This is a genomic window from Mycobacterium deserti (assembly GCF_025345615.1).
Lineage (GTDB): Bacteria > Actinomycetota > Actinomycetes > Mycobacteriales > Mycobacteriaceae > Mycobacterium > Mycobacterium deserti.
On record NZ_JAODWD010000003.1, the window covers coordinates 866,619 to 893,003 of the forward strand.

23 protein-coding genes are annotated in these 26,385 nt (G+C 66.3%); 13 read left to right on the top strand and 10 right to left on the bottom strand.

The genetic code is table 11. From position 1 onward, the window contains the following. Positions 1 to 51: 51 nt before the first annotated feature. Together dnaE and N4S67_RS15615 are read left to right on the top strand one after the other, a co-directional pair. Positions 52 to 3,594 (top strand): DNA polymerase III subunit alpha, encoded by a 3,543-nt coding sequence (gene dnaE, locus N4S67_RS15610; protein ID WP_260993862.1) that lies wholly within the window; start codon positions 52 to 54, stop codon positions 3,592 to 3,594. Next, complete coding sequence (locus N4S67_RS15615; RefSeq protein WP_260993863.1) at positions 3,594 to 4,397, top strand: isocitrate lyase/PEP mutase family protein; 804 nt, start codon at positions 3,594 to 3,596, stop codon at positions 4,395 to 4,397. Before dnaE ends, N4S67_RS15615 begins: the two co-directional genes overlap by 1 nt. 2,184 nt (positions 4,398 to 6,581) lie before the next feature. Here N4S67_RS15615 and N4S67_RS15620 read toward each other — a convergent pair. Beyond that, positions 6,582 to 7,346 (bottom strand): DUF6498-containing protein, encoded by a 765-nt coding sequence (locus tag N4S67_RS15620; RefSeq protein WP_260993864.1) that lies wholly within the window; start codon positions 7,344 to 7,346, stop codon positions 6,582 to 6,584. A gap of 86 nt (positions 7,347 to 7,432) precedes the next feature. Here N4S67_RS15620 and N4S67_RS15625 point away from each other — a divergent pair, with 86 nt between their 5' ends. Further along, complete coding sequence (locus N4S67_RS15625; protein ID WP_260993865.1) at positions 7,433 to 7,834, top strand: SRPBCC family protein; 402 nt, start codon at positions 7,433 to 7,435, stop codon at positions 7,832 to 7,834. On the opposite strand, the gene N4S67_RS15630 is transcribed toward N4S67_RS15625, so the two are convergent. Beyond that, positions 7,831 to 8,061, bottom strand: a complete 231-nt coding sequence (locus N4S67_RS15630; protein ID WP_260993866.1) for a hypothetical protein — start codon at positions 8,059 to 8,061, stop codon at positions 7,831 to 7,833. The two genes, N4S67_RS15625 and N4S67_RS15630, sit on opposite strands and share 4 nt — an antisense overlap. A gap of 89 nt (positions 8,062 to 8,150) precedes the next feature. Between N4S67_RS15630 and N4S67_RS15635 the strand changes: the two genes are divergently transcribed. Genes N4S67_RS15635 through N4S67_RS15645 form a run of 3 tightly spaced genes read left to right on the top strand, consistent with a single transcriptional unit; the run spans position 8,151 to position 10,305 of the window. Further along, entirely contained in the window at positions 8,151 to 8,588 is a 438-nt protein-coding gene (locus N4S67_RS15635) for a nitroreductase family deazaflavin-dependent oxidoreductase (RefSeq protein WP_260993867.1), read from the top strand. A gap of 29 nt (positions 8,589 to 8,617) precedes the next feature. Beyond that, on the top strand, positions 8,618 to 9,898 hold the full coding sequence (gene ilvA / locus N4S67_RS15640) for a threonine ammonia-lyase IlvA (RefSeq protein WP_260993868.1): 1,281 nt from the start codon (positions 8,618 to 8,620) through the stop codon (positions 9,896 to 9,898). 5 nt (positions 9,899 to 9,903) lie between these two features. Next, positions 9,904 to 10,305 carry a DUF5946 family protein gene (locus tag N4S67_RS15645; protein ID WP_260993869.1) on the top strand — a complete coding sequence of 134 codons (402 nt, stop codon included), beginning with the start codon at positions 9,904 to 9,906 and terminating at the stop codon, positions 10,303 to 10,305. Here N4S67_RS15645 and treZ read toward each other — a convergent pair. Genes treZ through N4S67_RS15665 form a run of 4 tightly spaced genes read right to left on the bottom strand, consistent with a single transcriptional unit; the run spans position 10,272 to position 18,536 of the window. After that, complete coding sequence (gene treZ / locus N4S67_RS15650) at positions 10,272 to 11,999, bottom strand: malto-oligosyltrehalose trehalohydrolase (protein WP_260993870.1); 1,728 nt, start codon at positions 11,997 to 11,999, stop codon at positions 10,272 to 10,274. The genes N4S67_RS15645 and treZ overlap by 34 nt on opposite strands. Beyond that, complete coding sequence (gene treY, locus N4S67_RS15655) at positions 11,992 to 14,205, bottom strand: malto-oligosyltrehalose synthase (protein ID WP_260993871.1); 2,214 nt, start codon at positions 14,203 to 14,205, stop codon at positions 11,992 to 11,994. Before treY ends, treZ begins: the two co-directional genes overlap by 8 nt. A 3-nt stretch (positions 14,206 to 14,208) precedes the next feature. Continuing rightward, positions 14,209 to 16,359, bottom strand: coding sequence for a glycogen debranching protein GlgX (glgX, locus tag N4S67_RS15660; RefSeq protein WP_260993872.1), 2,151 nt, complete (start codon positions 16,357 to 16,359; stop codon positions 14,209 to 14,211). Continuing rightward, positions 16,359 to 18,536, bottom strand: a complete 2,178-nt coding sequence (locus tag N4S67_RS15665; RefSeq protein WP_260993873.1) for an acyltransferase family protein — start codon at positions 18,534 to 18,536, stop codon at positions 16,359 to 16,361. The genes glgX and N4S67_RS15665 overlap by 1 nt, the downstream gene beginning before the upstream one ends. A 23-nt stretch (positions 18,537 to 18,559) precedes the next feature. Between N4S67_RS15665 and N4S67_RS15670 the strand changes: the two genes are divergently transcribed. From N4S67_RS15670 to N4S67_RS15685, 4 genes are read left to right on the top strand one after another with little or no spacing between them, the layout of a single operon-like run. Next, positions 18,560 to 19,852, top strand: a complete 1,293-nt coding sequence (locus tag N4S67_RS15670; RefSeq protein ID WP_260993874.1) for an adenosylmethionine--8-amino-7-oxononanoate transaminase — start codon at positions 18,560 to 18,562, stop codon at positions 19,850 to 19,852. 40 nt (positions 19,853 to 19,892) lie between these two features. After that, positions 19,893 to 21,038, top strand: a complete 1,146-nt coding sequence (locus N4S67_RS15675; RefSeq protein ID WP_260993875.1) for an 8-amino-7-oxononanoate synthase — start codon at positions 19,893 to 19,895, stop codon at positions 21,036 to 21,038. Continuing rightward, positions 21,035 to 21,703 carry a dethiobiotin synthase gene (gene bioD / locus N4S67_RS15680; protein ID WP_260993876.1) on the top strand — a complete coding sequence of 223 codons (669 nt, stop codon included), beginning with the start codon at positions 21,035 to 21,037 and terminating at the stop codon, positions 21,701 to 21,703. The genes N4S67_RS15675 and bioD overlap by 4 nt, the downstream gene beginning before the upstream one ends. Positions 21,704 to 21,705: 2 nt before the next feature. Beyond that, positions 21,706 to 22,227, top strand: a complete 522-nt coding sequence (locus N4S67_RS15685; RefSeq protein ID WP_260993877.1) for a 2'-5' RNA ligase family protein — start codon at positions 21,706 to 21,708, stop codon at positions 22,225 to 22,227. On the opposite strand, the gene N4S67_RS15690 is transcribed toward N4S67_RS15685, so the two are convergent. Together N4S67_RS15690 and N4S67_RS15695 are read right to left on the bottom strand one after the other, a co-directional pair. After that, positions 22,220 to 22,555, bottom strand: coding sequence for an MmcQ/YjbR family DNA-binding protein (locus N4S67_RS15690; RefSeq protein WP_260993878.1), 336 nt, complete (start codon positions 22,553 to 22,555; stop codon positions 22,220 to 22,222). The two genes, N4S67_RS15685 and N4S67_RS15690, sit on opposite strands and share 8 nt — an antisense overlap. Positions 22,556 to 22,608: 53 nt before the next feature. After that, positions 22,609 to 23,199: a TetR family transcriptional regulator gene (locus N4S67_RS15695; RefSeq protein ID WP_260993879.1), complete on the bottom strand. Its 591-nt coding sequence runs from the start codon at positions 23,197 to 23,199 to the stop codon at positions 22,609 to 22,611. A 71-nt stretch (positions 23,200 to 23,270) separates the two neighbouring features. Between N4S67_RS15695 and bioB the strand changes: the two genes are divergently transcribed. The 3 genes from bioB to N4S67_RS15710 are packed head-to-tail and all read left to right on the top strand — an operon-like array spanning position 23,271 to position 25,115. After that, positions 23,271 to 24,266, top strand: coding sequence for a biotin synthase BioB (gene bioB / locus N4S67_RS15700; RefSeq protein WP_260993880.1), 996 nt, complete (start codon positions 23,271 to 23,273; stop codon positions 24,264 to 24,266). Positions 24,267 to 24,276: 10 nt separating this feature from the next. After that, positions 24,277 to 24,468 carry a biotin synthase auxiliary protein BsaP gene (gene bsaP / locus N4S67_RS15705; protein ID WP_260993881.1) on the top strand — a complete coding sequence of 64 codons (192 nt, stop codon included), beginning with the start codon at positions 24,277 to 24,279 and terminating at the stop codon, positions 24,466 to 24,468. Next, positions 24,465 to 25,115 (top strand): DUF2567 domain-containing protein, encoded by a 651-nt coding sequence (locus tag N4S67_RS15710; RefSeq protein WP_260993882.1) that lies wholly within the window; start codon positions 24,465 to 24,467, stop codon positions 25,113 to 25,115. Before bsaP ends, N4S67_RS15710 begins: the two co-directional genes overlap by 4 nt. Here the strand turns inward: N4S67_RS15710 and N4S67_RS15715 are convergent. Continuing rightward, positions 25,094 to 25,507, bottom strand: coding sequence for a VOC family protein (locus N4S67_RS15715; protein WP_260993883.1), 414 nt, complete (start codon positions 25,505 to 25,507; stop codon positions 25,094 to 25,096). The two genes, N4S67_RS15710 and N4S67_RS15715, sit on opposite strands and share 22 nt — an antisense overlap. 48 nt (positions 25,508 to 25,555) lie before the next feature. Next, on the bottom strand, positions 25,556 to 26,380 hold the full coding sequence (locus N4S67_RS15720) for a helix-turn-helix domain-containing protein (protein WP_260994060.1): 825 nt from the start codon (positions 26,378 to 26,380) through the stop codon (positions 25,556 to 25,558). Positions 26,381 to 26,385 lie beyond the last annotated feature (5 nt).

Here is a 26,385-nt window from a genome sequence, read left to right on the forward strand (position 1 = left end):
CAGTGCGACACGCCGAGAAGTGTCGGAGCGCGCCCATAGACTGGCCACCCTATGAGCGGTTCGTCTTCGCGGTCCTTCGTGCACCTGCATAACCACACCGAATACTCGATGCTCGACGGCGCCGCGAAGGTCAAGCCGATGCTCGCCGAGGCGCAGCGGCTCGAGATGCCCGCCATCGGCATGACCGACCACGGAAACATGTTCGGCGCCAGCGAGTTCTACAACGCAGCCACCGAGGTCGGCATCAAGCCCATCATCGGTGTCGAGGCCTACATTGCGCCGGCATCGCGGTTCGAGACGAAGCGGATTCTGTGGGGCGATCCGGGGCAGAAGAGCGACGATGTCTCGGGTAGCGGCTCCTACACCCACCTGACCATGGTCGCCGAGAATGCGACCGGGCTGCGCAACCTGTTCAAGCTGTCGTCGCTGGCGTCGTTCGAGGGTCAGCTCGGCAAATGGGCGCGCATGGACGCCGAACTCATCGCCGAGCATGCGGCGGGCATCATCGCCACCACGGGATGTCCGTCGGGTGAGGTGCAGACCCGGCTGCGGCTCGGCCACGAGCGCGAGGCGCTCGAATCGGCGGCCAAATGGCGCGAGATCTTCGGACCGGACAACTTCTTCCTCGAGTTGATGGACCACGGCCTCGACATCGAACGCCGAGTGCGCGAAGGCCTGTTGGAGATCGGGCGAAAGCTCGACATCCCGCCGCTGGCCACGAATGACTGCCACTACGTGACCCGTGAAGCCGCGCACAACCATGAAGCGCTGCTGTGTGTGCAGACCGGCAAGACCCTGTCGGATCCCAACCGGTTCAAGTTCGACGGCGACGGCTACTACCTCAAGTCCGCCGCTGAGATGCGCACCCTGTGGGACGACCAGATACCCGGTGCGTGCGACTCCACGCTGTTGATCGCAGAACGTGTGCAGTCCTATGCCGAGGTCTGGACGCCGAAGGACCGGATGCCGGTCTTCCCGGTGCCCGAGGGACACGATCCGGCGTCGTGGCTGCGGCATGAGGTCGAGGCGGGCCTGCAGCGGCGGTTTCCGGGCACGGCGGTGCCCAGCGAGTACACGGAGCGGGCCGACTACGAAATCAAGGTCATCTGCGACAAGGGCTATCCGTCCTACTTCCTCATCGTCGCCGACCTCATCAACTACGCCCGTTCGGTCGACATCAGAGTGGGTCCCGGGCGCGGTTCGGCGGCGGGCTCCCTGGTGGCCTATGCGCTGGGCATCACGAACATCGATCCCATTCCCTACGGCCTGCTGTTCGAGCGCTTCCTGAATCCCGAACGGATGTCGATGCCCGACATCGACATCGACTTCGACGACCGTCGTCGGGGCGAGATGCTGCGTTATGCGGCCAACAAGTGGGGTCACGACCGCGTCGCACAGGTCATCACCTTCGGCACCATCAAAACCAAGGCCGCATTGAAGGATTCGGCCCGTGTGCATTATGGGCAGCCGGGGTTCGCCATCGCGGACCGGATCACCAAAGCGCTGCCGCCGCCCATCATGGCCAAGGACATTCCGCTGTCGGGCATCACCGATCCGCAGCATGAGCGGTACAAGGAGGCCGCAGAGGTCCGCGGACTGATCGACACCGATCCCGACGTGCGCACCATCTACGAGACGGCACGCGGCCTCGAGGGCCTGGTCCGCAACTCCGGTGTGCACGCCTGCGCGGTGATCATGAGCAGCGAGCCGCTGATCGATGCGATCCCGCTGTGGAAGCGCCCGCAGGACGGCGCCGTCATCACCGGCTGGGACTACCCGTCGTGCGAGGACATCGGCCTGCTGAAGATGGACTTCCTCGGTCTGCGGAACCTGACGATCATCGGCGACGCGATCGAGAACATCAAAGCCAACCGCGGTATCGACCTGGACCTCGATGCGGTGCCGCTCGACGACAAGGCCACCTTCGAGTTGCTCGGTCGCGGCGACACGTTGGGGGTGTTCCAGCTCGACGGCGGACCGATGCGCGACCTGCTGCGCCGCATGCAGCCCACCGGCTTCGAGGACGTCGTCGCCGTCATCGCGCTGTACCGGCCCGGTCCGATGGGCATGAATGCCCACAACGACTACGCCGACCGCAAGAACAACCGCCAGGCCATCAAACCGATTCACCCGGAACTGGCCGAACCTCTCGAGGAGATCCTCGCCGAAACGTACGGCCTGATCGTCTACCAAGAGCAGATCATGCGCATCGCGCAGAAGGTGGCCAGCTACTCGCTGGCACGAGCAGACATTCTGCGAAAGGCGATGGGCAAGAAGAAGCGCGAGGTACTCGACAAGGAGTACGAAGGCTTCTCGGAAGGCATGAAGAACAACGGGTTCTCCGCGGCGGCGATCAAGGCGCTGTGGGACACGGTGCTCCCGTTCGCCGACTACGCGTTCAACAAGTCGCACGCCGCGGGCTACGGCCTGGTGTCGTACTGGACGGCCTACCTCAAAGCCAACTATCCCGCCGAGTACATGGCGGGCCTGCTCACCTCCGTCGGCGACGACAAGGACAAGGCGGCGGTGTACCTCGCCGACTGCCGCAGGCTCGGCATCACGGTGCTGCCGCCCGACGTCAACGAGTCGAGCCTGAACTTCGCCTCGGTCGGCGAGGACATCCGCTACGGCCTGGGTGCGGTGCGCAACGTCGGCGCCAACGTCGTGGCGTCAATGATCAACGCGCGCACCAATAAAGGCAAGTACGTCGACTTCTCGGACTACCTCAACAAGATCGACATCGGCGCCTGCAACAAGAAGGTCACCGAGTCGCTGATCAAAGCGGGCGCGTTCGACTCGCTCGGGCATCCGCGCAAGGGGTTGTTCCTCGTGCACACCGACGCAGTCGACTCGGTGCTGGGCACCAAGAAGGCCGAGGCGATGGGCCAGTTCGACCTGTTCGGCGGCGCCGATACCGCCACCGATGCGGTGTTCACCATCAAGGTGCCCGACGAGGAGTGGGACGACAAGCACAAGCTGGCATTGGAACGCGAGATGCTCGGGCTGTACGTATCGGGGCATCCGCTCAACGGCATCGCGCACCTGTTGTCTGCCCAGGTCGACACCCAGATCCCCGCAATTCTCGACGGCGACGTCCCGAATGACACCCAGGTGCGGGTCGGCGGCATCCTGGCGTCGGTGAACCGGCGAGTCAACAAGAACGGTCTGCCTTGGGCCTCCGCGCAATTGGAGGATCTCACCGGCGGCATCGAGGTGCTGTTCTTTCCGCAGACCTACTCTACCTTCGGCGGCGAGATCGCCGACGACGCCGTCGTGCTGGTCGGGGCGAAGGTGGCTATTCGCGACGACCGGATTTCGTTGATCGCCAATGAGCTTGTGGTGCCGGACTTCTCGAGCGCCCAAGTGAATCGTCCTGTTGCCGTGAGCCTTCCGACGCGGCAGTGCACCGTCGATAAGGTCAGCGCGCTCAAGCAGGTGCTGGCCCGGCACCCGGGCACGTCGCAGGTCCATCTGCGACTGATCAGCGGTGAGCGCATCACCACGCTGGAGTTGGATGCGTCGCTGCGCGTGACGCCGTCCTCGGCGCTGATGGGCGATCTGAAGGAACTGCTGGGCCCCGGCTGTCTGGGCTGATGACGTTCCGCCGACTTCACGAGCAGGGCTGCTTCGTCATACCGAACCCGTGGGACGCGGGAACGGCGGTCGCGTTGGCCGGAATGGGTTTTCGGGCGCTGGCCACCACCAGTGCGGGCGCATGCTTCGCCCGAGGGTTGCCGGACACACCGACGGCGCTCGGCGTTGACGACGTCCTCGACAACATCGCCGAGATCGTGGCGGCGACCGACCTACCGGTCAACGCGGACTTCCAGGCGGGTTACGCCGACGATCTCGACGGGTTGGCGGCCAACATCGCGCGCTGTGTGGATGCCGGCGTCGCGGGCCTGTCGATCGAAGACGCCACCGGCCGCCCGGGCGATCCCTTGTTCCCTGTGTCCGTCGCGGTGGAACGGATTCGCGCGGCCCGCGCGGCCATCGACGGGTCCGGTGCCGACGTGCTGCTGACCGCGCGCGCCGAGTGCTTCCTGTACGGACAACCGGATCCTCTGCGCGAGGCCATCTCTCGGCTGCAGGCGTTCGCCGAGGCAGGCGCCGACGTGTTGTACGCACCAGGCTTGCGGACGCGTGACGACATCGCGACGTTGGTCGATGCGGTCCGGCCGTATCCGGTCAACGTGCTGACGGCATCCGACACCGGATTGCGAGTGGACGACCTCGCCGAACTCGGCGTCCGGCGTGTGAGTCTGGGATCTGCACTGTCGCGGGTGGCATGGGGTGCGTTCCTCGCCGCCTCGCGCGAGGTGGCCGAGCAGGGGTCATTCGCGGGATTGGCCTCCGCGGCACCTTTCGGCGAGCTGAACGGATTGTTCGCGGGCTGACAGTCGCTTCTTATCGGTGCCGCAGTTATGCCGCATGGCTTTACGGCGAACCCGAGCCGGGCGCAGACCCGGCTGCGCCGGCGGCGAAGGTGCAGGCATCGCCGCCCGCACCGTGATCGCCGCGGCGGTGGCTGGCGCGGCGGTGAAGGTGCAGCCGATCAGGCCTAGCCGGCATGGCGGGCACAGCAACTCTTCATCACCGGGTCCGGGGTTCGTAAACCTGACGGCGCACCAAGCTAAAATCGCACGCCAAGCATAGTGTTGTGTGTTTCGAGATCGCCTGCTGGCGAACGAGTTGGGCCGAAACGCCAAAATCTCTACTACCAGGAAACGCTTCGAACCGGTCTGTTTCTTCGCCGCCTTCGCAGATATCCCATCTCTCCCAGCCCTTCAGGACGTCGGAGCCGTCGTCGCCGTAGAGCCGATCTTTGCCCTCTTCGCCCGAGCGATAGTCGTCGCGCCTAATAGCGTGTCGTTGCCCTCGCCGCCGTAGATGTGGCCAGGAGCGCGGCGAACGCGACGGCTGCCGCTGCGATCAGCCGGGTGCGGCGATGAGTGGCGGTCATCAAATGCCTCTCGTTCCCGGCCTGTTCTGGTTGCTGGCGACACCAGCGCCGCTAACAATCCCGCGTCGCGTCATTATGATTACCCCTCCGTGGTCGATGATCTTGATTGTTGACTACGGGTGTGCGCCATGCGCTGGGAAATTCTTAGTAACCACGGCGCCGCCCTGCCCCAGACGTTGCGTCCCCCGCGGACTGTCGCCGACGTAGGCGCGCATGCAGTAGTGAAGTGAAGAGTCTTTGCAGCGAGTCGCTGTCACCACGTACTGCAGCCCTTCCGGGTGGGCCGAAGGTTGGCAGGATCAGCGCCACCAGGACGGTGTCTCGTCTGCATGGACGATTCGGCATGCCCGACGATGGGCTACGTCAAGGTCGTACTGTTCATACCTCCTATGAGGACGCGCCGCCCGGTCCATATGGGCCAAAGAAATGGCATGAAACAGGGTTTCTCGCGCAAGCTTCCCTTTCACGCGCCGCGGTGTCAGACGGAGGTGGAGGTGCCGCGGCCGCGGGCGCGGCCGGAGGCGGAGGGGGAGGCACCGCGCCGGGAGGTGGTAGGGCTGGCGCAGGAGCGGCTGCGCATCCCGTTCCGTCCATGTCAACGCAACCTGGAGGCCCACCTTGAGGCATAGGCGACAGCTCTGCCTGTGCCACGCCAGCTCCCAAACTGGCGAGTCCAAGCCCGCCAGAGATCAACAAACCTGTTGTGCACCCGACGATTCCTCGTCTCATGGTGTGGGTGGTGATCATTTGTTTCCTTTCCTCATACCGATCTCATCGTTTTGTAGGGACACAGGAGTGCAGTGATTGAGCAACAGTTTCGCGAACCTCAGCAAATCGGCTCACCCCTTCTGACGTAACTATCTGTCGGTCGCGACAATCATCAGGCCGGTCCGGCTCCCTGTGCGTCGAACACTGGCGTTCTGAGCCAAATCGCTGCCACCACTTGCTTAATACGTTCTGATGGGGCAACCGGTTGACAGTCATCCCGACGGCTGGGGCGGGCCGAACTGAGTTCCGTTGCAGATTTGACGGCTACCGCTGACTACCCAAGAGCACATCGCGGATCGTTACGGCCCGGCACCAGCACCTCGCAATTCACAGGGGGGTCCCACTCGCCTGCGACTGGGTACCAGTCGCTCTTGACGGAATCTCGAGTGGTCAGTCCCTTGATCGTCATTGGCCGGCCGTCGGGATAGTAACGAGGCACTGTCATGAATTGATGGCAGACTGTCCAGTCCCAGTTCACCTCTGTGAATCCTCCGGGGACTCGCTGGCCCGGACACCACGTGCCGTAGGTGGGTTCCGATCGATACAGGGGTTCTGCTTGGGCGATTCCGGCGCTTAATCCGCACGCGGCAAGAGCCATCCCGCCCGACATCAGTGCCGCCGCTACCGGTCCTGCGATGCGTCGCAACATGTCAAAATCACTCCTCTTTCACCGACCCTGCGCAGGAGAGTAGATGCTGGTTTGGCGAGAGGAACTAGGGTTTAACCCTAGTATTTGTCGTTTGCTACTTGCCGACCTACGACACGCATCCGGGCAGCCGCCTGTTCCGCACGCTGTGCCGCGCGACCGCACCCGTCGCCGAACGCAACAAACCCGCACCCATCTAACTTTTCAGCGTCGCGCGGTCCACGGTTCCTCGTTGCGCTCGCGACGCCGCGCTTCAGCGGCCCGGTCCTTGGTCCAGAAATCCTCGAATCGTTCCCCGGGGTGCACGTTGGGCATCCGGTTCATCAAGCGGCTGAGCCATTGTGGTGGGTGGGCCGGTTCCCACTGCGGCAGAACAGTGCTCAACGCATACAGCGTCTTGAGCACGATGAACAACCCGAACAGCGCGTTGGGCGCACCGGTGATCGCTGCAAGAAACAGTCCGAAGACAATCGTGAGGTGGACGACCACCACACGACCCAGGCCCCGGTACGCCGACTGCTCGACGCGCAAGAATGAATAACTGCGCACGCGGATCAAGTCGACGGCGAGATCGACGATGAGCAATACCAGGACGATGGTGCAGCCGATCGCGACGCTGCGCCAGTTGACCGCGGCGATCGCTCCCTCGCCATTGTGGTTGAGCAGAAAGAGGATCGCCCCCAGAAACACCCCGTGTGCCCCGCAAAAGGCGAGGCTCACGGTCAGGTATCCGCTCAGGAATGACGATGCCTTCGAAGCCTTGTTGTCGGCTGCCTGATAGCGAAAGTGCCCGCGCCGTGGCGTTACTCGCCGGTGAGCGACGATCAGCACGGCGATGCACAGCGTCGCAGCCACGTTCTCGAACCAGTACACCGCCAGCGTCGTACCGGCCGACCAGTGCTCGAGAAACCACCCTGCCGCGGGAACACCGTTGATCCCGAGCAGGGTCAGCAGCCGCGTCACCGGCATATCGTCGCACGGCTTGCCCAAAATGCTGACCGCCCTTGTGAACACGAGCGTGGCGGTGGGGATGGTTTCTGCGTCACGATGGGGGAATGGAATCCCGTCACATCAGCGTATGGATCGAGGCCGCACCAGAGGCCGTCTACGAGTTCGCCGCCGATCCGCAGACCTGGCCGCGGTGGGCCGCCGGACTGGCCGCCGGAGGACTGCGCCAGACCGCGGACGGGTGGGTGGCCGACTCGCCGATGGGCCAGGTGACCGTCGAGTTCTCGCCGCCGAACCAGTTCGGTGTACTGGACCACGTGGTGCGCCTGCCGTCGGGGGAGGCGGTCTACAACCCGTTGCGGGTGGTGCCCGGCGGCGTCGGTGAACCTCGGTGCGAGGTCGTCTTCACCGTGCGCCGACGGCCGGAGATGTCAGATGCGGACTTCGACGCCGACGCGCACGCAGTGGCCGCCGACCTGTCGACGCTGCGCAGGTTGATCGAGAACTAGCGACAGGTGGAACAGTAGGCGCTCAACGCGACCCACGTCAGCGTCCCGATCGCGGCGCCGGCCAGCACCGCCTGCGCCGCCGTCGCGGTCGCCACGCCGACCACCAGCGCCACCACAGCGCCCAGGACCAACGCGATGACCTTGTACGCCGGCCACGGCACCCCCGCGATGCTGACGTCGCACGCCACCCGCGCCGCCGTCGTGCGGAAGTTCCCTGCCGTGGTCATGTAGTCAACGATAGCTCGTAACCGAGGATTCGGGCAACCGAAACACTGTCTGAGGGTAATCTTTTTCACAACGGGTTTAAGCTGGTCACATGCCACTTTCCGGACCGTACGAGCCGAGCCCGTCGGACTGGGTTCGCGAGCACGCCGACAAGATCCTCAAGACCGGCACCACCGACGGCATCGACATGAAGGGCAAACCCCTCATCCTGCTGACGACGATCGGCGCCAAGACCGGCAAAGTCCGCAAAACCCCTTTGATGCGCGTCGAACACGAGGGGCAGTACGCCGTCGTGGCTTCACTCGGCGGTGCCCCCAAAAACCCGGTTTGGTACTACAACGTCAAAGCGCATCCTCGCGTCGAGTTGCAGGACGGTCCCGTGACCAAGGAGTACGAAGCGCGTGAGGTCTTCGACGAAGAGAAGGCCATCTGGTGGGATCGCGCGGTGCAGGCCTGGCCCGACTACGCGGATTATCAGACGAAGACGGACCGCCAGATTCCGGTCTTCGTGCTGACCCCGATTACCTGAAAACCGCAGGTTGGTGGCACCATTGTGCGGTGTCCGCTGAACTGAGTCAGACCCCTCGACGGTCGCCGCTGTCCGCGGCTGACATCGATGAGGCCGCTCAGCGAATTTCCGGCGTGGTGGCGCGCAGCCCGCTGCAGTTCAGTGAACGGCTATCCGAGGCGACCGGCGCGACGGTTTACCTGAAGCGCGAGGACCTCCAGGCCGTGCGGTCCTACAAGCTTCGCGGCGCCCACAACCTGCTCATGCAATTGTCCGCCGACGAGCTGGCGGCCGGTGTCGTGTGCTCCTCGGCCGGTAACCACGCCCAGGGCTTCGCGATGGCGTGCCGATCCATGGGTATCCGCGGACGGGTCTACGTGCCTGCAAAGACCCCGAAGCAGAAGCGCGACCGGATTCGCTATCACGGTCGGGAGTTCATCGAGCTGATCGTCGGAGGCAGGACCTACGACGATGCGGCGGCCGCGGCACTCGCGGACGTCGCGCGTACCGGTGCCACCCTGGTTCCGCCGTATGACGACCTGCGCACGATGGCCGGTCAGGGCACGATCGCCGCCGAGGTCCTCGACCAGCTCGACCGTGAACCGGATCTGGTGATCGTTCCCGTCGGCGGCGGTGGCTGCATCGCGGGCATCACGACTTACCTGGCCGAGCGGACGACCAACACCTCGGTGCTGGGCGTCGAACCGGCGGGCGCGGCGGCCATGATGGCCGCGCTGGCCGCGGGCCAACCGGTGACGTTGAGCGAGGTCGACCAGTTCGTCGACGGTGCCGCGGTGAACCGGGCAGGCGCCCTGCCGTATGCCGCGCTGGCGGCCGCGGGCGACATGGTGTCCATCACCACGGTCGACGAGGGCGCCGTGTGCACTGCGATGCTCGACCTGTACCAGAACGACGGCATCATCGCCGAGCCGGCGGGCGCGTTGTCGGTGGCGGCGCTGATGGAAGCCGGTGTGGCGCCGGGTTCGACTGTGGTTTGCGTGATCTCGGGCGGCAACAACGACGTCTCGCGCTACAACGAGGTGCTCGAGCGGTCGCTGGTGCACCTGGGCCTCAAGCATTACTTCCTGGTCGACTTCCCGCAGGAGCCAGGTGCGCTGCGGCGGTTCCTCGACACCGTGCTCGGCCCCGGCGATGACATCACGTTGTTCGAGTACGTCAAGCGCAACAACCGAGAAACCGGTGAGGCGCTGGTAGGGATCGAGCTGAGCTCGGCGGCGGACCTGGAGGGCCTGCTCGAACGAATGCACGCGTCCGACATTCATGTCGAGGAACTCGAACCCGGCTCACCGGCGTATCGCTACCTGCTCTAGGCGCCATGAACGAGTGTCCGCACTGCGGGGTCGATGACTGCGAGGCCACCTTCCACGAGTGCCTCGTCCGCGACTTCACCGATCCCGGCTTCGGAATCGTGCACCATCTGACCGTCGGTGCTTACATGCTCCAGCACAACGCATACACCGACGAGATGGCTTCTCACATGGCAGATTTCGTGTTGGAGCACCTTGACCGGCCGCCCGGTGAGACCGAGAAACACCGGCTTCGTGCGTGGACCGACGGTGCGCAGCGCGTCACGCGGCGTGGCGTGGCGCCCCCGCTCGCCCTGACTGGCGGTTGGCCGCTGACGATCGCTGACGTCGACGCGCAACACGCCGAGGCTTACTGCACGACGGTGCGTGCCTGGGCTCAGTCGGTGGCGCGGATTATTGCGAACGAGTGACCGTCCAGTCGCGTCGAATTCGCTCCGACGCTTGGCTCACCCCAGGACAGCACGACCTCGCCGGTTACCGGCACCTCGACCGATTCGGGGCCGAGGTTGCATGCGACGGCGAACACGCCGCGACGCATGACGATCCACTGCTGCGGCTCGTCGTAGTCGACCTGCAGGTGTTCCAGCCAGGGATCGGCCAGATCGGCCTCGTTGTGCCGCAACGCGATCAGTTCGCGGTAGATGTGGCGTAGCCGGCCGTGGTCGCCGTCGTCGACCTCGTCCCAGTTCAGCTTCGACCGTTCGAAGGTCGCCGGATCCTGCGGGTCGGGGATTTCGTCGGCGTCCCACCCGTGTTCGGCGAACTCACGCTTTCGACCCTCCGCCGTAGCCCTTGCCAGCTCGGGTTCGGGGTGGCTGCTGAAGAACTGGAACGGCGACGACGACGCCCATTCCTCACCCATGAATAGCATGGCGGTATAGGGCGAGCCGAGAGCGAGGGCGGCTTTGACAGCGAGCTGGCCCGACGTCAGGTTCTGCGATGGACGGTCACCGATCGCCCGGTTTCCCACCTGGTCGTGGGTCAGGGTGTAGGCAAGGAGCCGGGTCGCCGGAATGGTGGAGGTGTCCAGCGGCCTGCCGTGGCGACGATGGCGGAACGACGAGTACGTTCCTGCGTGGAAGTAACCGTTCTTCAGCGTGCTCGCCAGGGACTCCAGCGAGCCGAAGTCGCCGTAGTACCCCTGCCGCTCGCCGGACACCGCCGCGTGGATCGCGTGGTGGATGTCGTCGTCCCACTGCGCCGTCATCCCGAGCCCGCCTCGATCACGGGGCGTGATCAGCCGCGGGTCGTTGAGGTCGCTCTCGGCGACCAACGACAGCGGCCTTCCCAATTCTCGGGCCAGCGAATCGGTTTCGGCGGACAACTCCTCGAGAATGTGGATGGCTGTCGTATCGACCAAGGCGTGCACCGCGTCGAGCCGAAGGCCGTCGGCGTGGAAGTCGCGCATCCAGCGCAGGGCACAGTCGATGATGTAGCGACGGACCTCGTCGGCGTCGGCGTCGGCGATGTTGATCGACTCGCCCCACGGGTTGCTGCCCGTCGACAGATACGGCCCGTACTTCGGCAGGTAATTGCCCGACGGACCGAGGTGGTTGAACACCGCGTCGATCAGCACCCCGAGTCCGCGACTGTGGCAGGCGTCGACGAACCGGACCAACGCGTCAGGGCCGCCGTACGGTTCGTGTACCGCGTACCACAGCACGCCGTCGTAGCCCCAGCCGTGCGTCCCTCCGAACGCGTTGACCGGCATGAGCTCGACGAGGTCTACGCCGAGATCGACCAGATAGTCCAGCTTTTCGATCGCTGAGTCGAGAGTGCCGTCCGGCGTGAACGTCCCGATGTGCAGCTCGTAGATCACCCCACCCTCGATGGATCGGCCCGCCCATCCGGCGTCGGACCACACGTCCGGATCGGGTCGCCACAGCTGCGAACGTTCGTGCACACCGTCGGGCTGACGCGCAGAGCGCGGGTCGGGCAGGACCTTGGGGTCATCGTCGAGCACGAACCCGTACCGCGCGTCGGGCCGCGCGTCCACCTCGGCGCGCCACCAGTCGTCATCGCTGCGCACCATGTCGTGCAGCGTGCCTTCGACATCAAGCCGCACGCGTTCCGGACGCGGCGCCCAAACGCTGAATTCAGCCATCGGTGCGCTCCAGCAGCGCGACGGGAAGGTCGGCGAACAACTCGACGGCCATGACCTCGCCGCGCAGCTGCTTGCCGCTGACACGGTCGGTCCATACACCGGGGGGCAGCGGCAACGCGGTATCACCCCAGCCGGTCTCGCTGAGCAGCACGGTGTGCCTGCTGACCGCGGTCAGCACGTCACTGCCACGCAGGAAGGCCACCGCGTGCTCGGCGGCGGGGCCGGTCGCCAGCACCGGCGTGTAGCCGCCTCCGGTGAAACTCTCAGGCCGGTCGCGCCGCAGCTGCAGTGCCGCGGATACGACCCGCATCTTGGGGTGCCGCAACGACTTCAATGCTTCGCGCCTGGCGGCATAGTCCACGGGCCGCCGGTTGTCGGGATCGACGAGGCTGTCCTCCCACATTTCCGTGCCCTGGTACACGTCCGGTATTCCGGGCGCCGTCAGTGCGATCAGCTTCTGGCCCAGCGCATCGCTGCGGGCGTGCAGGTCCAGCCTGGCGACCAGCGACGTCATCTCGGCAGCCACGGGTCCGTCGAGGACGGTGTCGAGCCACGCGTGCACGGCCGACTCGAACTCGTCATCCGGATCGTTCCACGTCGTGCGGACCGCGGCTTCTCTGATGGCCTTCTCGGTGTAGGCGTGCAGCCGTTCCCGCAACTCGGCGGTGATCTCGCCGTCAACCGGCCACACGCCGAACATGTTCTGCCACAGGAAAAGTCCGGTGCCGGAATCCGGAGGCGGTGCGGCCAGCGCCCATTTGCCGACCAGCTCGGCCCACAGAGACGGCACCTGCGACAGCACCCCGATCCGCGCGCGGACATCCTCGCCGCGCTTGGTGTCGTGGGTGGACAATGTGACCATCGCATGCGGCCACATCTCGGCGCGGACCGCAGCGCGCTGGTGGAACTCTGCGACGCTGACACCGAAATGCTGTGGCTCACCGCCTACTTCGTTGAGGGAGACGAGCCGCGCGTCGCGGTAGAAGAGGCAGTCCTCCATGGATTTCGCCGTCGCGGCGCCGCACAGCTGTTGCAGACGAACCGCGGTTTCGGTGCTCACGGCCAATGCCGTGGCGATGATCGCCAGCGGGTTGGCCAACTCCGGCCGCTCGGCTCCAGCTTCGGCCAGCGCCATGGGCAGCACCGCCGACAGTGACGGGTAGTCGGACCGGTAGACCTCGACATGGCTGATCAGTGTGGCGAGAGCCTCTGGTAGCTCCGGATGATCGGCGCCGGTGGCGGCCGTGATCGTCCGGTGCAGGCGGCCCAGCTCGCTGCGCAGCGTTTCGGTGACGGCCTCGGCCTTCAGTAGGCGCGCCAGGTCGGGCATCGCCCGATACGATGCCCCGGTCGAGCCGAACAGGTTGGTCAGAGGTCCCTCGCCCGCGGGATCGACGAAGACGCCGCCGATTTCGCGCAGCGCGTCGTATCCGGTGGTGCCCGCGACCGGCAGCGTCGGATCCAGCGGTTCGCCGACGGCGAGGATCTTCTCGATCACGATCCAGGCCTGTGGACCGACGAGTTCGCGTAGCCACCGTAGGTACCCGGCGGGATCGGACAATCCGTCCGGATGGTCGATGCGCAGACCGTCGACGAGTCCCTCCGTGAACCACCGCTTCACCTCGGCATGGGTGGCGTCGAACACCGCGCGGTCCTCTTGGCGCAGTCCCGCTAGCGAGGTGATCGAGAAGAAGCGCCGATAGCCACAGATCCCGTTGCGCCAACCGATGGGCCGGTAATGGGTCTGGTCCTCGGGATAGTTCGGGGGAGCGTCATCCCCGTCGTCGCCCAGGACAGGCAACACGACCCGGCCGTCGGGGTCGAGATCCCAGTCGATGTCGAAATAGGTTGCGTAGGGCGAGGTCCGGCCGTTCTGCAGAACGTCCCACCACCACGGGTTCTGCTTCGGATCGTCGACACCGACGTGGTTGGGCACGATGTCGACGACCAGTCCCATGCCCCTGGCCTTCGCCGCCGCGGCCAGGCTCGCGAGTCCCTCGGGTCCGCCAAGTGCGGCCGAAACCGAGGTGGGGTCGGTGACGTCGTAGCCGTGCGTCGAGCCCTCGGCGGCCGTCAGGATCGGTGACAGGTAGAGGTGCGAAACACCAAGAGTGTCAAGGTAATCAACGAGATCTTCGGCATCGGCCAGGGTGAAGTTGTCACCGCGCATCTGCAGCCGGTACGTCGACAGCACTGGAGAAGACATGCGCTACGCGGTCTTACGCAGAACGAGCAACGACCGCGCCTGCAGCGATATCTTCTCGCCGGCCTGGACCACGAGATCGGTGGCGCCGGTGGGATCTGCGGTGTTCAACGCCGCGGTCCACTGCTTGGCATAGCCGCCCATCGGAGCGACGAAGTCCTGCACCTGGTCATAGGCGTTGAAGCACAGCAAAAAGGAGTCGTCGACCACGCGTTCGCCTCGTTCATTGGGTGCGGAGATGGCCTCGCCGTTGAGGAATACCGCGACGCACTTGCCAAGGCCGGTACCCCAATCCTCGAGCGTCATCTCCTGGCCCGCGGGCGTCAGCCAGGCGATGTCGCGGACCTGGTCGCCGGTGCGGATCGGCTTGCCCTCGAAGAACCGTCGCCTGCGAAAGACCGGATGATCCGTGCGCAGTTGCACGGCCTTGCGGGTGAATTCCAAGAGGTCGGCGTTCTTCTCGCACAACGACCAGTCCATCCAGGAGATCTCGGAGTCCTGACAGTAGACGTTGTTGTTCCCCCGCTGCGTGCGCCCGATCTCGTCGCCGTGCGAGATCATCGGCGTGCCCTGGGACACCATCAGAGTGCCCATGATGTTGCGCATCTGCTTACCGCGCAGCGCGAGAATGTCGGGATCGTCGGTGGGGCCTTCGACTCCACAGTTCCACGACCTGTTGTGGCTCTCGCCGTCGCGGTTCTCCTCACCGTTGGCTTCGTTGTGCTTCTCGTTGTAGGAGACCAGATCCGCGAGCGGGAAGCCGTCGTGGCAGGTGACGAAGTTGATGCTCGCGCTGGGCCGGCGACCGGTGGCCTCGTAGAGGTCCGAGGAACCGGTCAGCCGGGAGGCGAATTCGCCGAGGGTTGCGGGCTCGCCCCGCCAGTAATCACGCACAGTGTCGCGATACTTCCCGTTCCATTCGGTCCACAAACCTGGAAAGTTGCCGACCTGATAGCCGCCTTCGCCGATGTCCCACGGCTCGGCGATCAGCTTGACCTGACTGACGACGGGGTCCTGCTGCACCAGATCGAAGAACGCACTCAATCGGTCGACGTCGTAGAACTCACGGGCCAGCGTGGCCGCCAGGTCGAACCGGAACCCGTCGACGTGCATCTCCAGGACCCAGTACCGCAGCGAGTCCATGATCAGCTGGAGCGTGTGGGGGTGACGTGCGTTGAGGCTGTTCCCGGTCCCGGTGAAATCCTTGTAGAACCGCAGATCGCCGTCGAGTAGCCGGTAGTACGCCGCGTTGTCGATTCCGCGGAAGTTCAGGGTCGGACCGAGATGGTTGCCTTCGGCGGTGTGGTTGTAGACCACGTCGAGGATGACCTCGATTTCCGCCTCGTGGAACGACCGCACCATGGTCTTGAACTCCGCGACCGCGCCGCCCGCATGCTTGTTCGCCGCATATTGATAGTGCGGTGCGAAGAAGCCGAACGTGTTGTAGCCCCAGTAATTTGTCAGGCCGAGGTCGACGAGCCGGTGGTCATGCAGAAACTGGTGCACCGGCATGAGTTCGATCGCCGTCACGTTCAGCGACTTGAGGTGGTCGATGATCGCGGGGTGACCGAGCCCGGCATAGGTGCCGCGCAGTTCCGCGGGGATGCCCGGGTGGGTCTGCGTCATGCCCTTGACGTGCGCCTCGTAGATGACGGTCTCGTGGTACGGCGTGCGCGGCGCGCGGTCGGACGCCCATTGGAAAAACGGGTTGATCACGACGCTGGTCATGGTGTGGCCCAGCGAGTCGACGCGTGGCGGAGTGCCTCCGGACGCTGGGTCGTCGGCGGCCAGGTCGTAGGAGAACAGCGCCTGGCTGAAGTCGAACTCGCCGTGGAAGGACTTTCCGTACGGGTCGAGCAGCAGCTTGCTCGGATCGCAGCGATGCCCGGCCGCCGGATCCCACGGCCCGTGGACCCGGTAGCCGTAACGTTGGCCGGGTGTGACACCAGGCAGGTAGGAGTGCCAGACGTAGCCGTCGACCTCGTCGAGGTTGACGCGCTCCTCGCGGCCGTCCTTACCGATCAGGCACAGCTCCACCCGCTCGGCGGCCTCAGAGAACAGCGAGAAGTTGGTACCCACGCCGTCATAAGTCGCGCCAAGGGGATAGCTCGTTCCCGGCCAAACGGTGCGTACCGAGGCCGGCTCTGCCGACGACATCAGTCAACCCACCAGCCGGTGGCGGCGCCAATCTGGCGCCCGAGTTCTTCGGTCATCGTGCGCATGTAGGTCTTCGAGATGTGGTGGGCGTCGTGGTACAGGAGGACATTTCCCTCGACCGCTCGACAGATGTCCTTGCGGCACACCGCATCGCTCATATCGAGCGGCTTGAGCATCGGGAACTGTGTGACGAAGTCCAATGTTGGATTGCGAGCCGACAGTACGTCGGAACGCCTGACCCCGCAGGAGATCGCGTCGCCGCCGTCGGCCAGGCAGTCAGCGGCGAAGAAGGGTTTGCCACTGCGTGCCAGCCAGGGTGTGTCACGCATCGCCAGGATCGGAATGCCGTTGTCGGACAACGTCTGCCAGATGCCGAGGTAGGAGCCGGGCATCACATCGCCCGGCTTGATGTTCCACGGTCGCGTCGCGGTGGTGAACAGGAAATCCGGGCGGTCGGCGATGATCTTGGCCATCACCCGCTGGTTCCACTCATGACACTTGGGGTACGGGCGGTTGTCGCCCATCACCAGGGGCACTTGCTCGGTGGTCAGCGGGCAGCCCATCTTGAGGTAGGTGACGACCTTGAAACTGTGCATCCGGCCGAGCAGATCCAATGCGGTGATCCAATGCTCGGCGTGCGAGCCGCCGGCCAGTGCAATGGTGCGGGTCGCGGCCTTGTCGCCGTATGTGCAGTTGATGACGCCCACGTTGTCGAAGTCGCTGATGCAGCCGTCTTCGGTGGTCTGCGGAATATCGTTCTGTGCTTCGAGCACCGTCGGGCGCATAGGCAGTTTCGGCACCTTGGCCTGGTCGAGAATCGCATGGGCGCCCGGATAGCCGGTCATCGAAAGACCCGGCAGCTCTTTGCCTGTCGAACGTTCCACGGCGACGTGCTCACGCCAGGTGAACGATGTCGCGGTCAACGCCACTCCGAGCAGCGCGACCACCGAGCCGAGCACCACCGTCGACCTGCCCAGCCGCGTGCGCAGTGGAACGGCGGACTTCGTCGCGGTCGACGACCGGTACCGAAGCGGGTTCTCGATGAGCTTCGTGGTCAGCCACGCCAGCACGCCGGACAGCATCAGCACGCAGACGCCTTCGACGAAATTCGCATGGGCGTGTCCGCTGTAGGACAGCCAGAAGATCAGCAGCGGCCAGTGCCACAGATAAAGCGAATACGCCATGGCGCCCAGTGACACGAACGGCGCCGTCGCCAGCAGACGGTTCGGCGCGGGAATCCGCCCGTCGCAGTGCGGGTCGGCCACCCGGTTGGCGGCCGAGAGAATGAACAGGACTGTCGCGCCGACAGGAACCAGGGCCCACGGACCGGGGAACTCCTTGACACCGTCGATCAGGGCGCCGCAGGCCAAAATCGCGGCCAGTGAGATCACCGCGGCCGTGGTGCGCAGCCACATCGGCCAACGAACATAGGGCACCAGAGCGCCGACCAGCGCGCCCAGCAACAGTTCCCACGCCCGCGCAAAGCTGTTGTAGTACGCAGTGGCCTGGTCGGCGTTGTGCGCGACGACCGCGTAGACGAACGATGCGATGGTCAGCGCGCTGAGCAGAACCACGAACGCGACGCGCATGTGCTTCTTGAACACTCGGCGAAACAGCAAGGCGGACAGGAATATCAGAGCCAGAAACGCGATATAGAACTGCCCCTGCACCGACATCGACCAGATGTGCTGAAGCGGGCTGACCGCTTCACCGGCCCGCAGATAGTCCGACGCGGTGTTGGCCAGTTCCCAGTTCTGGAAGTAGCCGAGGCTGGCCAGGCTCTGGTCGGCGAACGCCTCCCAGCGGGTCTCCGGCTGGACGAGGATGGTCAGCACTGCCGACGCCGCGAGCACCACGACCAGCACAGGCAGAAGCCTGCGCACCAAGCGGGTGACCTCGGGAACAGGCCACAGGGAGGCGCCCGGCGTCATCGCCGTGCGCAGCAGGCGGCCGCCGAAGAAGAAGCCCGAAAGGGCGAGGAACACGTCGACACCGCCGGAGACCCGACCGAACCAGACGTGGAACACCGCGACCAGAGCAATCGCGATCCCGCGCAGACCGTCGAGATCGTGCCGATAGAACGCGGACGCACGCGCACCCTCTTTGGCCGACGGAGCGCGCGATGTGATGCCCGGCTTCGTGACGGGTGCCGGCCGGGCAGGGGCGAGGGTCATCATGGTCGACGGATAATCTACCGAAGGTGCCTGGTTTGACGCCCGCCGAGATCAGCGCGATCGATGCCGCGCACGTCTGGCACCCCTACAGCACGATCGGGGCGGAAGCGATTCCTCCGCTCGTCGCGGTGGGCGCGCGGGGCGCGCGGCTGACGCTCCACCACGAGGGTCACGACATCGAGGTCCTCGACGCGATGGCGTCGTGGTGGACGGCCATCCACGGGCACGGCCATCCGGTCCTGGACGCCGCGATCACCGGCCAGCTCGCCACGATGAACCACGTCATGTTCGGCGGGTTGACGCACGAACCCGCCACGCGGCTGGCTCAGCTGCTGGTGCAGCTCACTCCCGATGGGCTCGACACCGTGTTCTTCAGCGACTCGGGCTCGGTGTCGATCGAGGTCGCGACGAAGATGGCGCTGCAGTACTGGCGCAGCCTCGGCCGGGGGCGCAAGCACCGGCTGATGACCTGGCGCGGCGGCTACCACGGCGACACGTTCACGCCGATGAGCGTGTGCGACCCCGACGGCGGCATGCACGGGCTGTGGCAAGACGTGCTGGCCCAGCAGATATTCGCCCCGCAGGTCCCCGTGGACTACGACCGGACCTACAGCGAGGCGTTCGAAGCGCAACTGGCCGAGCACGCCGACGAACTCGCCGCGGTGATCGTCGAACCGGTGGTGCAGGGCGCGGGTGGAATGCGTTTCCACGATCCGCGCTACCTCACCGATCTGCGTGACATCTGCACCCGGCACGGCGTGCTGCTGATCTTCGACGAGATCGCCACGGGATTCGGCCGCACCGGCGAACTGTTCGCCGCCGACCACGCCGGCGTCCGCCCCGACATCATGTGCGTCGGCAAGGCTCTGACCGGCGGCTACATCACTCTGGCCGCAACGCTGTGCACGAGCGAGATCGCCCACACGATCAGCACACGTGAGCCCGGCGCCCTGATGCACGGCCCGACATTCATGGCCAACGCGCTGGCGTGCGCGGTGGGGGTCGCCGCGGTCGAACTGCTGATCGGCGCGGACTGGCGTGCGACGGTGCGCGGTATCGAGTCCGGACTGCGGGCGGGCCTCGCGCCTGCCGCTGCGCTGACCGGGGTCGCAGACGTCCGGGTTCTCGGCGCCATCGGGGTCCTCGAGATGGACCGGCCGGTTGACCTTCGGGTGGCCACCCCGGTGGCGCTGGAACACGGCGTGTGGCTGCGACCCTTCCGAAACCTCGTCTACGTGATGCCGCCGTACATCTGCACACCGGACGAGATCGGCCGGATCACCTCGGCGATGGTCGCGGTGGCGCGTGCATTAACCTGAACGGTGTTCAATTGTCGGCTCGGCCGCTAGGGAGGCACCGGTGACGCGCGCAGGTCTGTCGCCGCTGGCGTGGCTCGCAGAGGTCGAGCAGCAGCGGCGGGCCGCCGGACTGCGCCGGTCGCTGCGAGCGCGGCCCCCGGTCGGCGCCGAACTCGACCTCGCATCCAACGACTACCTCGGCCTGTCTACGCATCCGAAGGTGATCGACGGTGGTGTCGAGGCGTTGCGCACCTGGGGCGCAGGCTCGACCGGATCGCGCCTGGTGACCGGCAACACCGAACTGCACGAGGGTTTCGAGCGGGCGTTGGCCGACTTCGTCGGCGCCGAGTCGGCGCTGGTGTTCTCCTCGGGCTACACCGCGAATCTGGGCGCGGTGGTCTCGTTGTCGGGCGCTGGGTCCCTGCTCGTGTCGGACGCGCTGACGCACGCCTCCCTGGTCGACGCCTGCCGGTTGTCGCGGGCCCGCGTGGTGGTGACGCCGCACCGCGACATCGCCGCGGTCGACGCGGCGCTGGCGGCCCGCGACGAGGACCGCGCCATCGTGGTGACCGATTCGGTGTTCTCGGCTGACGGCGTGCTGGCGCCGCTGCGCGACCTGCACGAGGTGTGCCGGAGCCACGGCGCGCTGTTGATCGTCGACGAGGCGCACGGTCTCGGCGTCCGGGGACGCGGCGGACGCGGACTGCTGCACGAGGTGGGCCTTGCGGGGGCCTCCGACGTCGTGATGACCACGACGCTGTCCAAAGCGTTGGGCAGCCAGGGCGGCGTGGTGCTCGGCTCGGCTGCGGTGCGCGATCACCTCATCGACTCCGCGCGGCCGTTCATCTTCGATACCGGTCTAGCTCCTGCCGCCGTCGGCGCGGCGTGGGCGGCGCTGGACGTGCTGATCGCCGAGCCGTGGCGCGCGCAGTCGGTGCTGCGCCACGCCGGAGCGCTGGCCTCGATGTGCGGGGTGGCCGAGCGGCCCGACTCGGCGGTGGTGTCGGTGATCCTGGGTGAGCCGGAGGTGGCGCTGGCCGCCGCCGTGGCCTGTCTGGAGCGGGGCCTGCGGGTCGGCTGCTTCCGGCCGCCGACGGTCCCCGCCGGGACGTCTCGGCTGCGGTTGACGGCCAGGGCATCGCTGACCGACGACGAACTGCGCCTGGCTGAGGAAGTGTTCGCGGACGTGTTGTCGGCAGGCGCGTGACCGTCCTCGTCGTCACAGGAACCGACACCGGCGTCGGAAAGACGGTGGCCACCGCCGCGTTGGCCTGTCATGCGCGGCTGGCGGGCATCGACGTCGCGGCGTGCAAACCGGTGCAAACGGGCAGCCCCCGGGATGACGACCTCGCCGACATCGGCCGGTTGTCGAAGGTGACCGGTCTTCACGGCGGTTGGCGCTACCCCGAGCCGTTGGCACCGGTGGCCGCCGCCCACCGCGCGGGCATGGCCTTGCCGTCGCGCGCTGAGCTGGTGGCATCGGTGCGGGCGGCGGAGGCGGCGCTCACGCTCGTCGAGGGGGCCGGTGGCCTTCTGGTCGAGCTCGGCGCCGACGGGTCGACGCTGCGCGACGTCGCGGCCGAGCTGGGCGCGAGCGTGCTCGTCGTTGTCGCCCCTGGTCTTGGCACGCTGAATCACACCGCACTAACGTTGGAAGCGCTTGCCTCGCAGAATATTCCGTGCGCCGGTTTGGTGATCGGCGCATGGCCGAGCGCGCCAGGACCGGCCGAGGAGGGCAACCGCGAGACGCTGGGGAGACTGGCTCCGCTGCGTGCGGTCCTGCCATGGGGCGCAGGCGCGTTCACCCCGGCCGAGTTCGAGTCGATGAGCGCGTCAGCGTTCGATCCGAAGTGGGTCAAGGGCCTGGTCTAGGGATGGTGCACAGCATCGAGCTGCTCTTCGACCCGCACATCGAGGCGGCCGTGCGCCAGAGTTGGGACGACCTCACCGAAGCCGGGATCCGGAGCAAGGCCGCGCACACCTCGCCGAGTAACCGTCCGCACGTGACGCTGATCGTGGCCGAGGAAATGGACGACGCAGTCAACGTGGCGCTGCGACCGGTGTTGAAGCGGCTTCCCCTTGTCTGCACGGTCGGGGCCCCGATGCTCTTCGGCGGACGCGCCTTCATCCTGGTGCGGCTGCTCGTGCCCTCGGCCGACCTCATGGCGCTGCACGCCGACGTCCACGAATCGTGCCTGCCGCATATGCCGAAAGGGACTCTGCCGCACGCGAATCCGGGTCAGTGGACGCCTCATGTGACGTTGGCGCGACGCGTCTCGCCCGACCAGTTGCCAACCGCTCTCACCGTGAAGTCGGTGGCGCGTGACATCCAAGGCAGCGCAGTCGGGCTGCGGCACTGGGACGGAGACGCGAAGATCGAATATCCGATCAGCTGATCGTCGCGGCCACGCTTTTCGGCACGCACATCCGCCACGCGTCCATGATGAACTCGCGAAGTTCGTCCAACTCGATGGCGTCAAGCCGCACCACGACCCAGTTGTATCGCATCTCGGATTGCCGCGGCAGCATGAACTTCTCCGGCTCGGCGGCCACCAGCGCGGCGCGTTCCTCCTTCGGGAAGGCGAAGCCCATCACGGTCTCGTCGCGTGAGAACGCGAGGTAGACGAGCCGTCCCGCCCGAAACCTGATCTCGTCGCGGACAACGGCCTCGTAGGACCGGGGCAACGACAGGGCGATGGGCCGCACGTCGTCGACGGTGATCACGGCGGCGACGTTACGCCCGAGGTCCGACAGTGAACGCTGCCAAATGTGGCCGTCTAGTCGAACTCCCTCTGCAGAACGCGGATCTTGGCGCGGATGCCGTCGACGAGCAGCCCCAGCCCGAATGCGAACCTCGCCGAGGGGTCGTCGGCGAGCACCGACTGCGCTTCGGGCAGTTGGGCGCCTGCAGCGTCCCATTGCAGACGCGACTGCTCGTCTGCGGTGAATCCGAGCACGTAGTAGAGGACGGTGCGTGCCGCCAGCTCAGCGTGTGCGGCGTCCACTCCCGCTTCGGCGGCCGCATTGGTCAGCCGGGCCAGGATCTGTGTCATGGCCTGCGACTGCCCTGCCGCGAAGCTCGCCGATACCAGCTCCGCGCCGTCGGTGTGCGACAGCAGAGCGTCGCGCAGCTGCACACAGATGCCACCGATGCGCTCGCGCCAGTCGCCTGCGACGTCGCCGGCAGATATCAGGATGCGGTCGGCGACGGCGCCCAGCAGCTGTTGCTTGTTGGCGAAGTGCCAGTACAGCGCGCCGGGGGAGACGGCCAGCTCGCGGGCCAGCCGGCGCATGGTCAGGTCGGCCATGCCGTAGGTGTCCAACAGTGCCGTCGCCGCGTCGACGACGTCGCGTTTGTGGAGCTGCACGCCCGTACCCTAACCTGAACACCGTTCAAGTGTCGGCCCGGCCGACGTGTTCAGTACGTGAGGAGTAACGGGTGAGCGACATTCTGGCGGTGGCACGCGAGCAGGTGCTCGAGCGCGGCGAGGGTCTGAAGCAGGACCAGACGCTGCAGGTGCTGCAGCTGCCGGACGACCGCCTCGACGACCTCCTCGAACTGGCGCACGAGGTGCGCATGAAGTGGTGCGGCCCGGATGTCGAGGTCGAGGGCATCATCAGCCTGAAGACCGGCGGCTGCCCGGAGGATTGCCATTTCTGTTCTCAGTCAGGGCTTTTCGCATCTCCCGTGCGCAGCGCGTGGCTGGACGTCCCGAGCCTGGTCGAAGCCGCCAAGCAGACCGCGAAGACCGGCGCAACGGAGTTCTGCATCGTCGCCGCCGTCCGCGGACCCGACGAGCGGCTGCTCGCCCAGGTGGCCGCGGGCATCGAGGCGATCCGCAATGAGGTGGACATCCAGATCGCCTGCTCGCTGGGCATGCTGACCGCCGAGCAGGTCGACCAGCTCTCGGCGATGGGCGTGCACCGCTACAACCACAACCTCGAGACCGCGCGATCGTTCTTCACCAACGTCGTCACCACACACTCCTGGGAGGAGCGCTGGGACACCTTGCAGATGGTCCGCGAGGCCGGCATGGAGGTGTGCTGCGGCGGCATCCTCGGCATGGGGGAGACGCTCGAGCAGCGTGCCGAATTCGCGGCGAACCTCGCCGAACTCGACCCGCATGAAGTGCCGCTGAACTTCCTCAACCCCCGCCCGGGGACCCCATTCGGTGACCTCGAGGTGCTGCCCGCCGCGGAGGCGCTCAAGGCTGTCGCCGCGTTCCGGTTGGCGCTGCCGCGGACGATGCTGCGGTTCGCGGGCGGTCGCGAGATCACCCTCGGCGACCTGGGCGCCAAGAAGGGCATCCTCGGTGGCATCAATGCGGTGATCGTCGGCAACTACCTGACCACGCTGGGCCGGCCGGCCGAGACGGATCTGGAACTGCTCGACGAGCTGCAGATGCCCATCAAGGCCCTCAACGCCAGCCTGTAGAACCGTAGGTATGGCGTTCAACGTCTACACCGGAGAGCCCGACGGCACCGCGATGCCAACGGCGGCGCGGCTGGGACTGGAGCCGCCGCGGTTCTGCGGTGACTGCGGCCGCCGGATGATCGTGCAGGTGCGCCCCGACGGCTGGTCGGCCAAGTGCTCGCGCCACGGTGTCACGGACTCGAAGGATCTTGAGAAGCGATGAATGACATTGTCGCGCCGCGGGTTTCACGTCGTCGCGCCGCGCTCGTCGTGGCAGCTGGACTGGCGAGTGCCGGCGTGCTGGTCGGGGCGCTGTGGGCGTGGGTTGCTCCGCCGGCGCACGGCGTGGTCGCGTTGACCGAGAGCGGCGACCGCATCCGCGCGTACCTTGGCAACGACGCCGACCACCTCTTCGTCGCGGCGTTCATGGTCGTGGGCATGACATGCGTGCTGGCTGTGGTCGGTGCGGTGCTGGTGTGGCAGTGGCGCGCGCATCGCGGGCCCGTGCTGGTAACTGCCCTGACCATCGGAGCCGCGGCCGCCGCGGGCGCGGCGGCGGGTGTGGGCGCGTTGATCGCGCACTGGCGTTACGGGTCGATCGACGTCGCCGCGGCCCCGGTGTCGCCCGAGCACCGCGTGCATTACGTGGTCGAGGCGCCGCCGGTCTTCTTCGGGCACTCGCCGCTTCTGATCGCGATGACGTTCCTGTTTCCCGCGGCGACCGCCGCACTGGTCTACACCCTGATCGCGGTGTCGACCGCCCGCGACGACCTCGGGGCGTGGCCGCCACAGGAGCCGCCGGTGCCCGCCCCGCCGGTGCAGGCCTCACCGGCAGTGCCCGGCCTTCCTCACGCCGATGCGGCGGGCTGAAACAGCTCGATCGGGTTTCCGTCGGGGTCCTCGACCTGTATCTGCTTGCCTCCGGGACCCACCTCGAGCGTGTTGCGGAACATCGCCCCGCGCTCCTGCAGCGTGGCGATTCGCAGCTCCAGGTCAGACACTTCGAGCACGAGGCGGTTCGAGCCACCTGGGACCTGCGCCCGGCCGTCGGGCAGCGGGCGTGAACCCGAGCTGCCGGGTCCGCTGAGCAACAGTCTCAGTGGGTCGTTGGCGACGATTGCGACGGGCCCCCGCTGCTGCACCAGACGAAAGCCCAGCAGGTCGGTATAGAACGTGACGGCCCGGTCGACGTCTGTGACCTGATACCGGACGGTCCCCGCCCGGAAATCACGACTGTCCGAGCGTCCTGACGGCTGACTCATCCAACGAGCGTGCGCCACCACGGGGCGGCTGTATTGAAGAAATTTGACCTATTCGGTGACCGCGACGTGGTCGTCCTTCGTCGCGAGAGCGCGGCGAAGGACATGCTCGACGGGCGTCAGCCCCGACAAGGTCCGAAACTCCCGGATCATGTGGGATTGATCGGAGTAGCCCGACGCGACGGCGAGTTCGGCCCATGCAGGAACGTTGCCGGACTCGATGCGGGACAGGGCGCGCCGGAACCTGCGGATTCGCGAGAACACCTTCGGCGTCGTTCCCACGGTTGCGGTGAAGACGTCGATGAGCTGGCGATGGCAGAGGTCGGAGCGGGTCACCACATCGCGGATCGGGGGAGGCGAATCGTCTACCGACAGCGCGCGCACGGCGTCGACCACGGTGGCGCGCAGCTCATGGGCGGAGCGAAGCCGCGATACCAGTGCCGATTGCATGAGCGCAAGGCGTTCCTCGGCCGTGTCCGCTTCGCAGACCTGCGACCGCAACGTCTGTGCCCGTCTGCCCCACACGTGCTCGAGATCGACGTGTGAGTCCGCCAGTTCACTGAGCGCCATGGGCAGGAACGCCTGCGCGCCGCCGGGTTTGAAGTGAACGCCGAGCATGGTGGTGTGCGCGCTCGGGTCGATGTCGAACGGGCGGGTGTACGGGCCGCAGATCACCGCACCCGAGAACCGCCTGTCCTGTCCCGGTCGCCCGCTGTCACTGATTTTTATCTCGTCGTCACGCAGATTGATGACGAGTTCTGCCGCGCCACCGGGCAGTACGCGTTCCCTGGAGTGGGTCGGCCCTTCGTCCATGCACCAGACGAACTCCACCGCGTCGCGCAGCGGCGGTGACGGTCGGTGGCGCCGGTAGCGCATGCCGC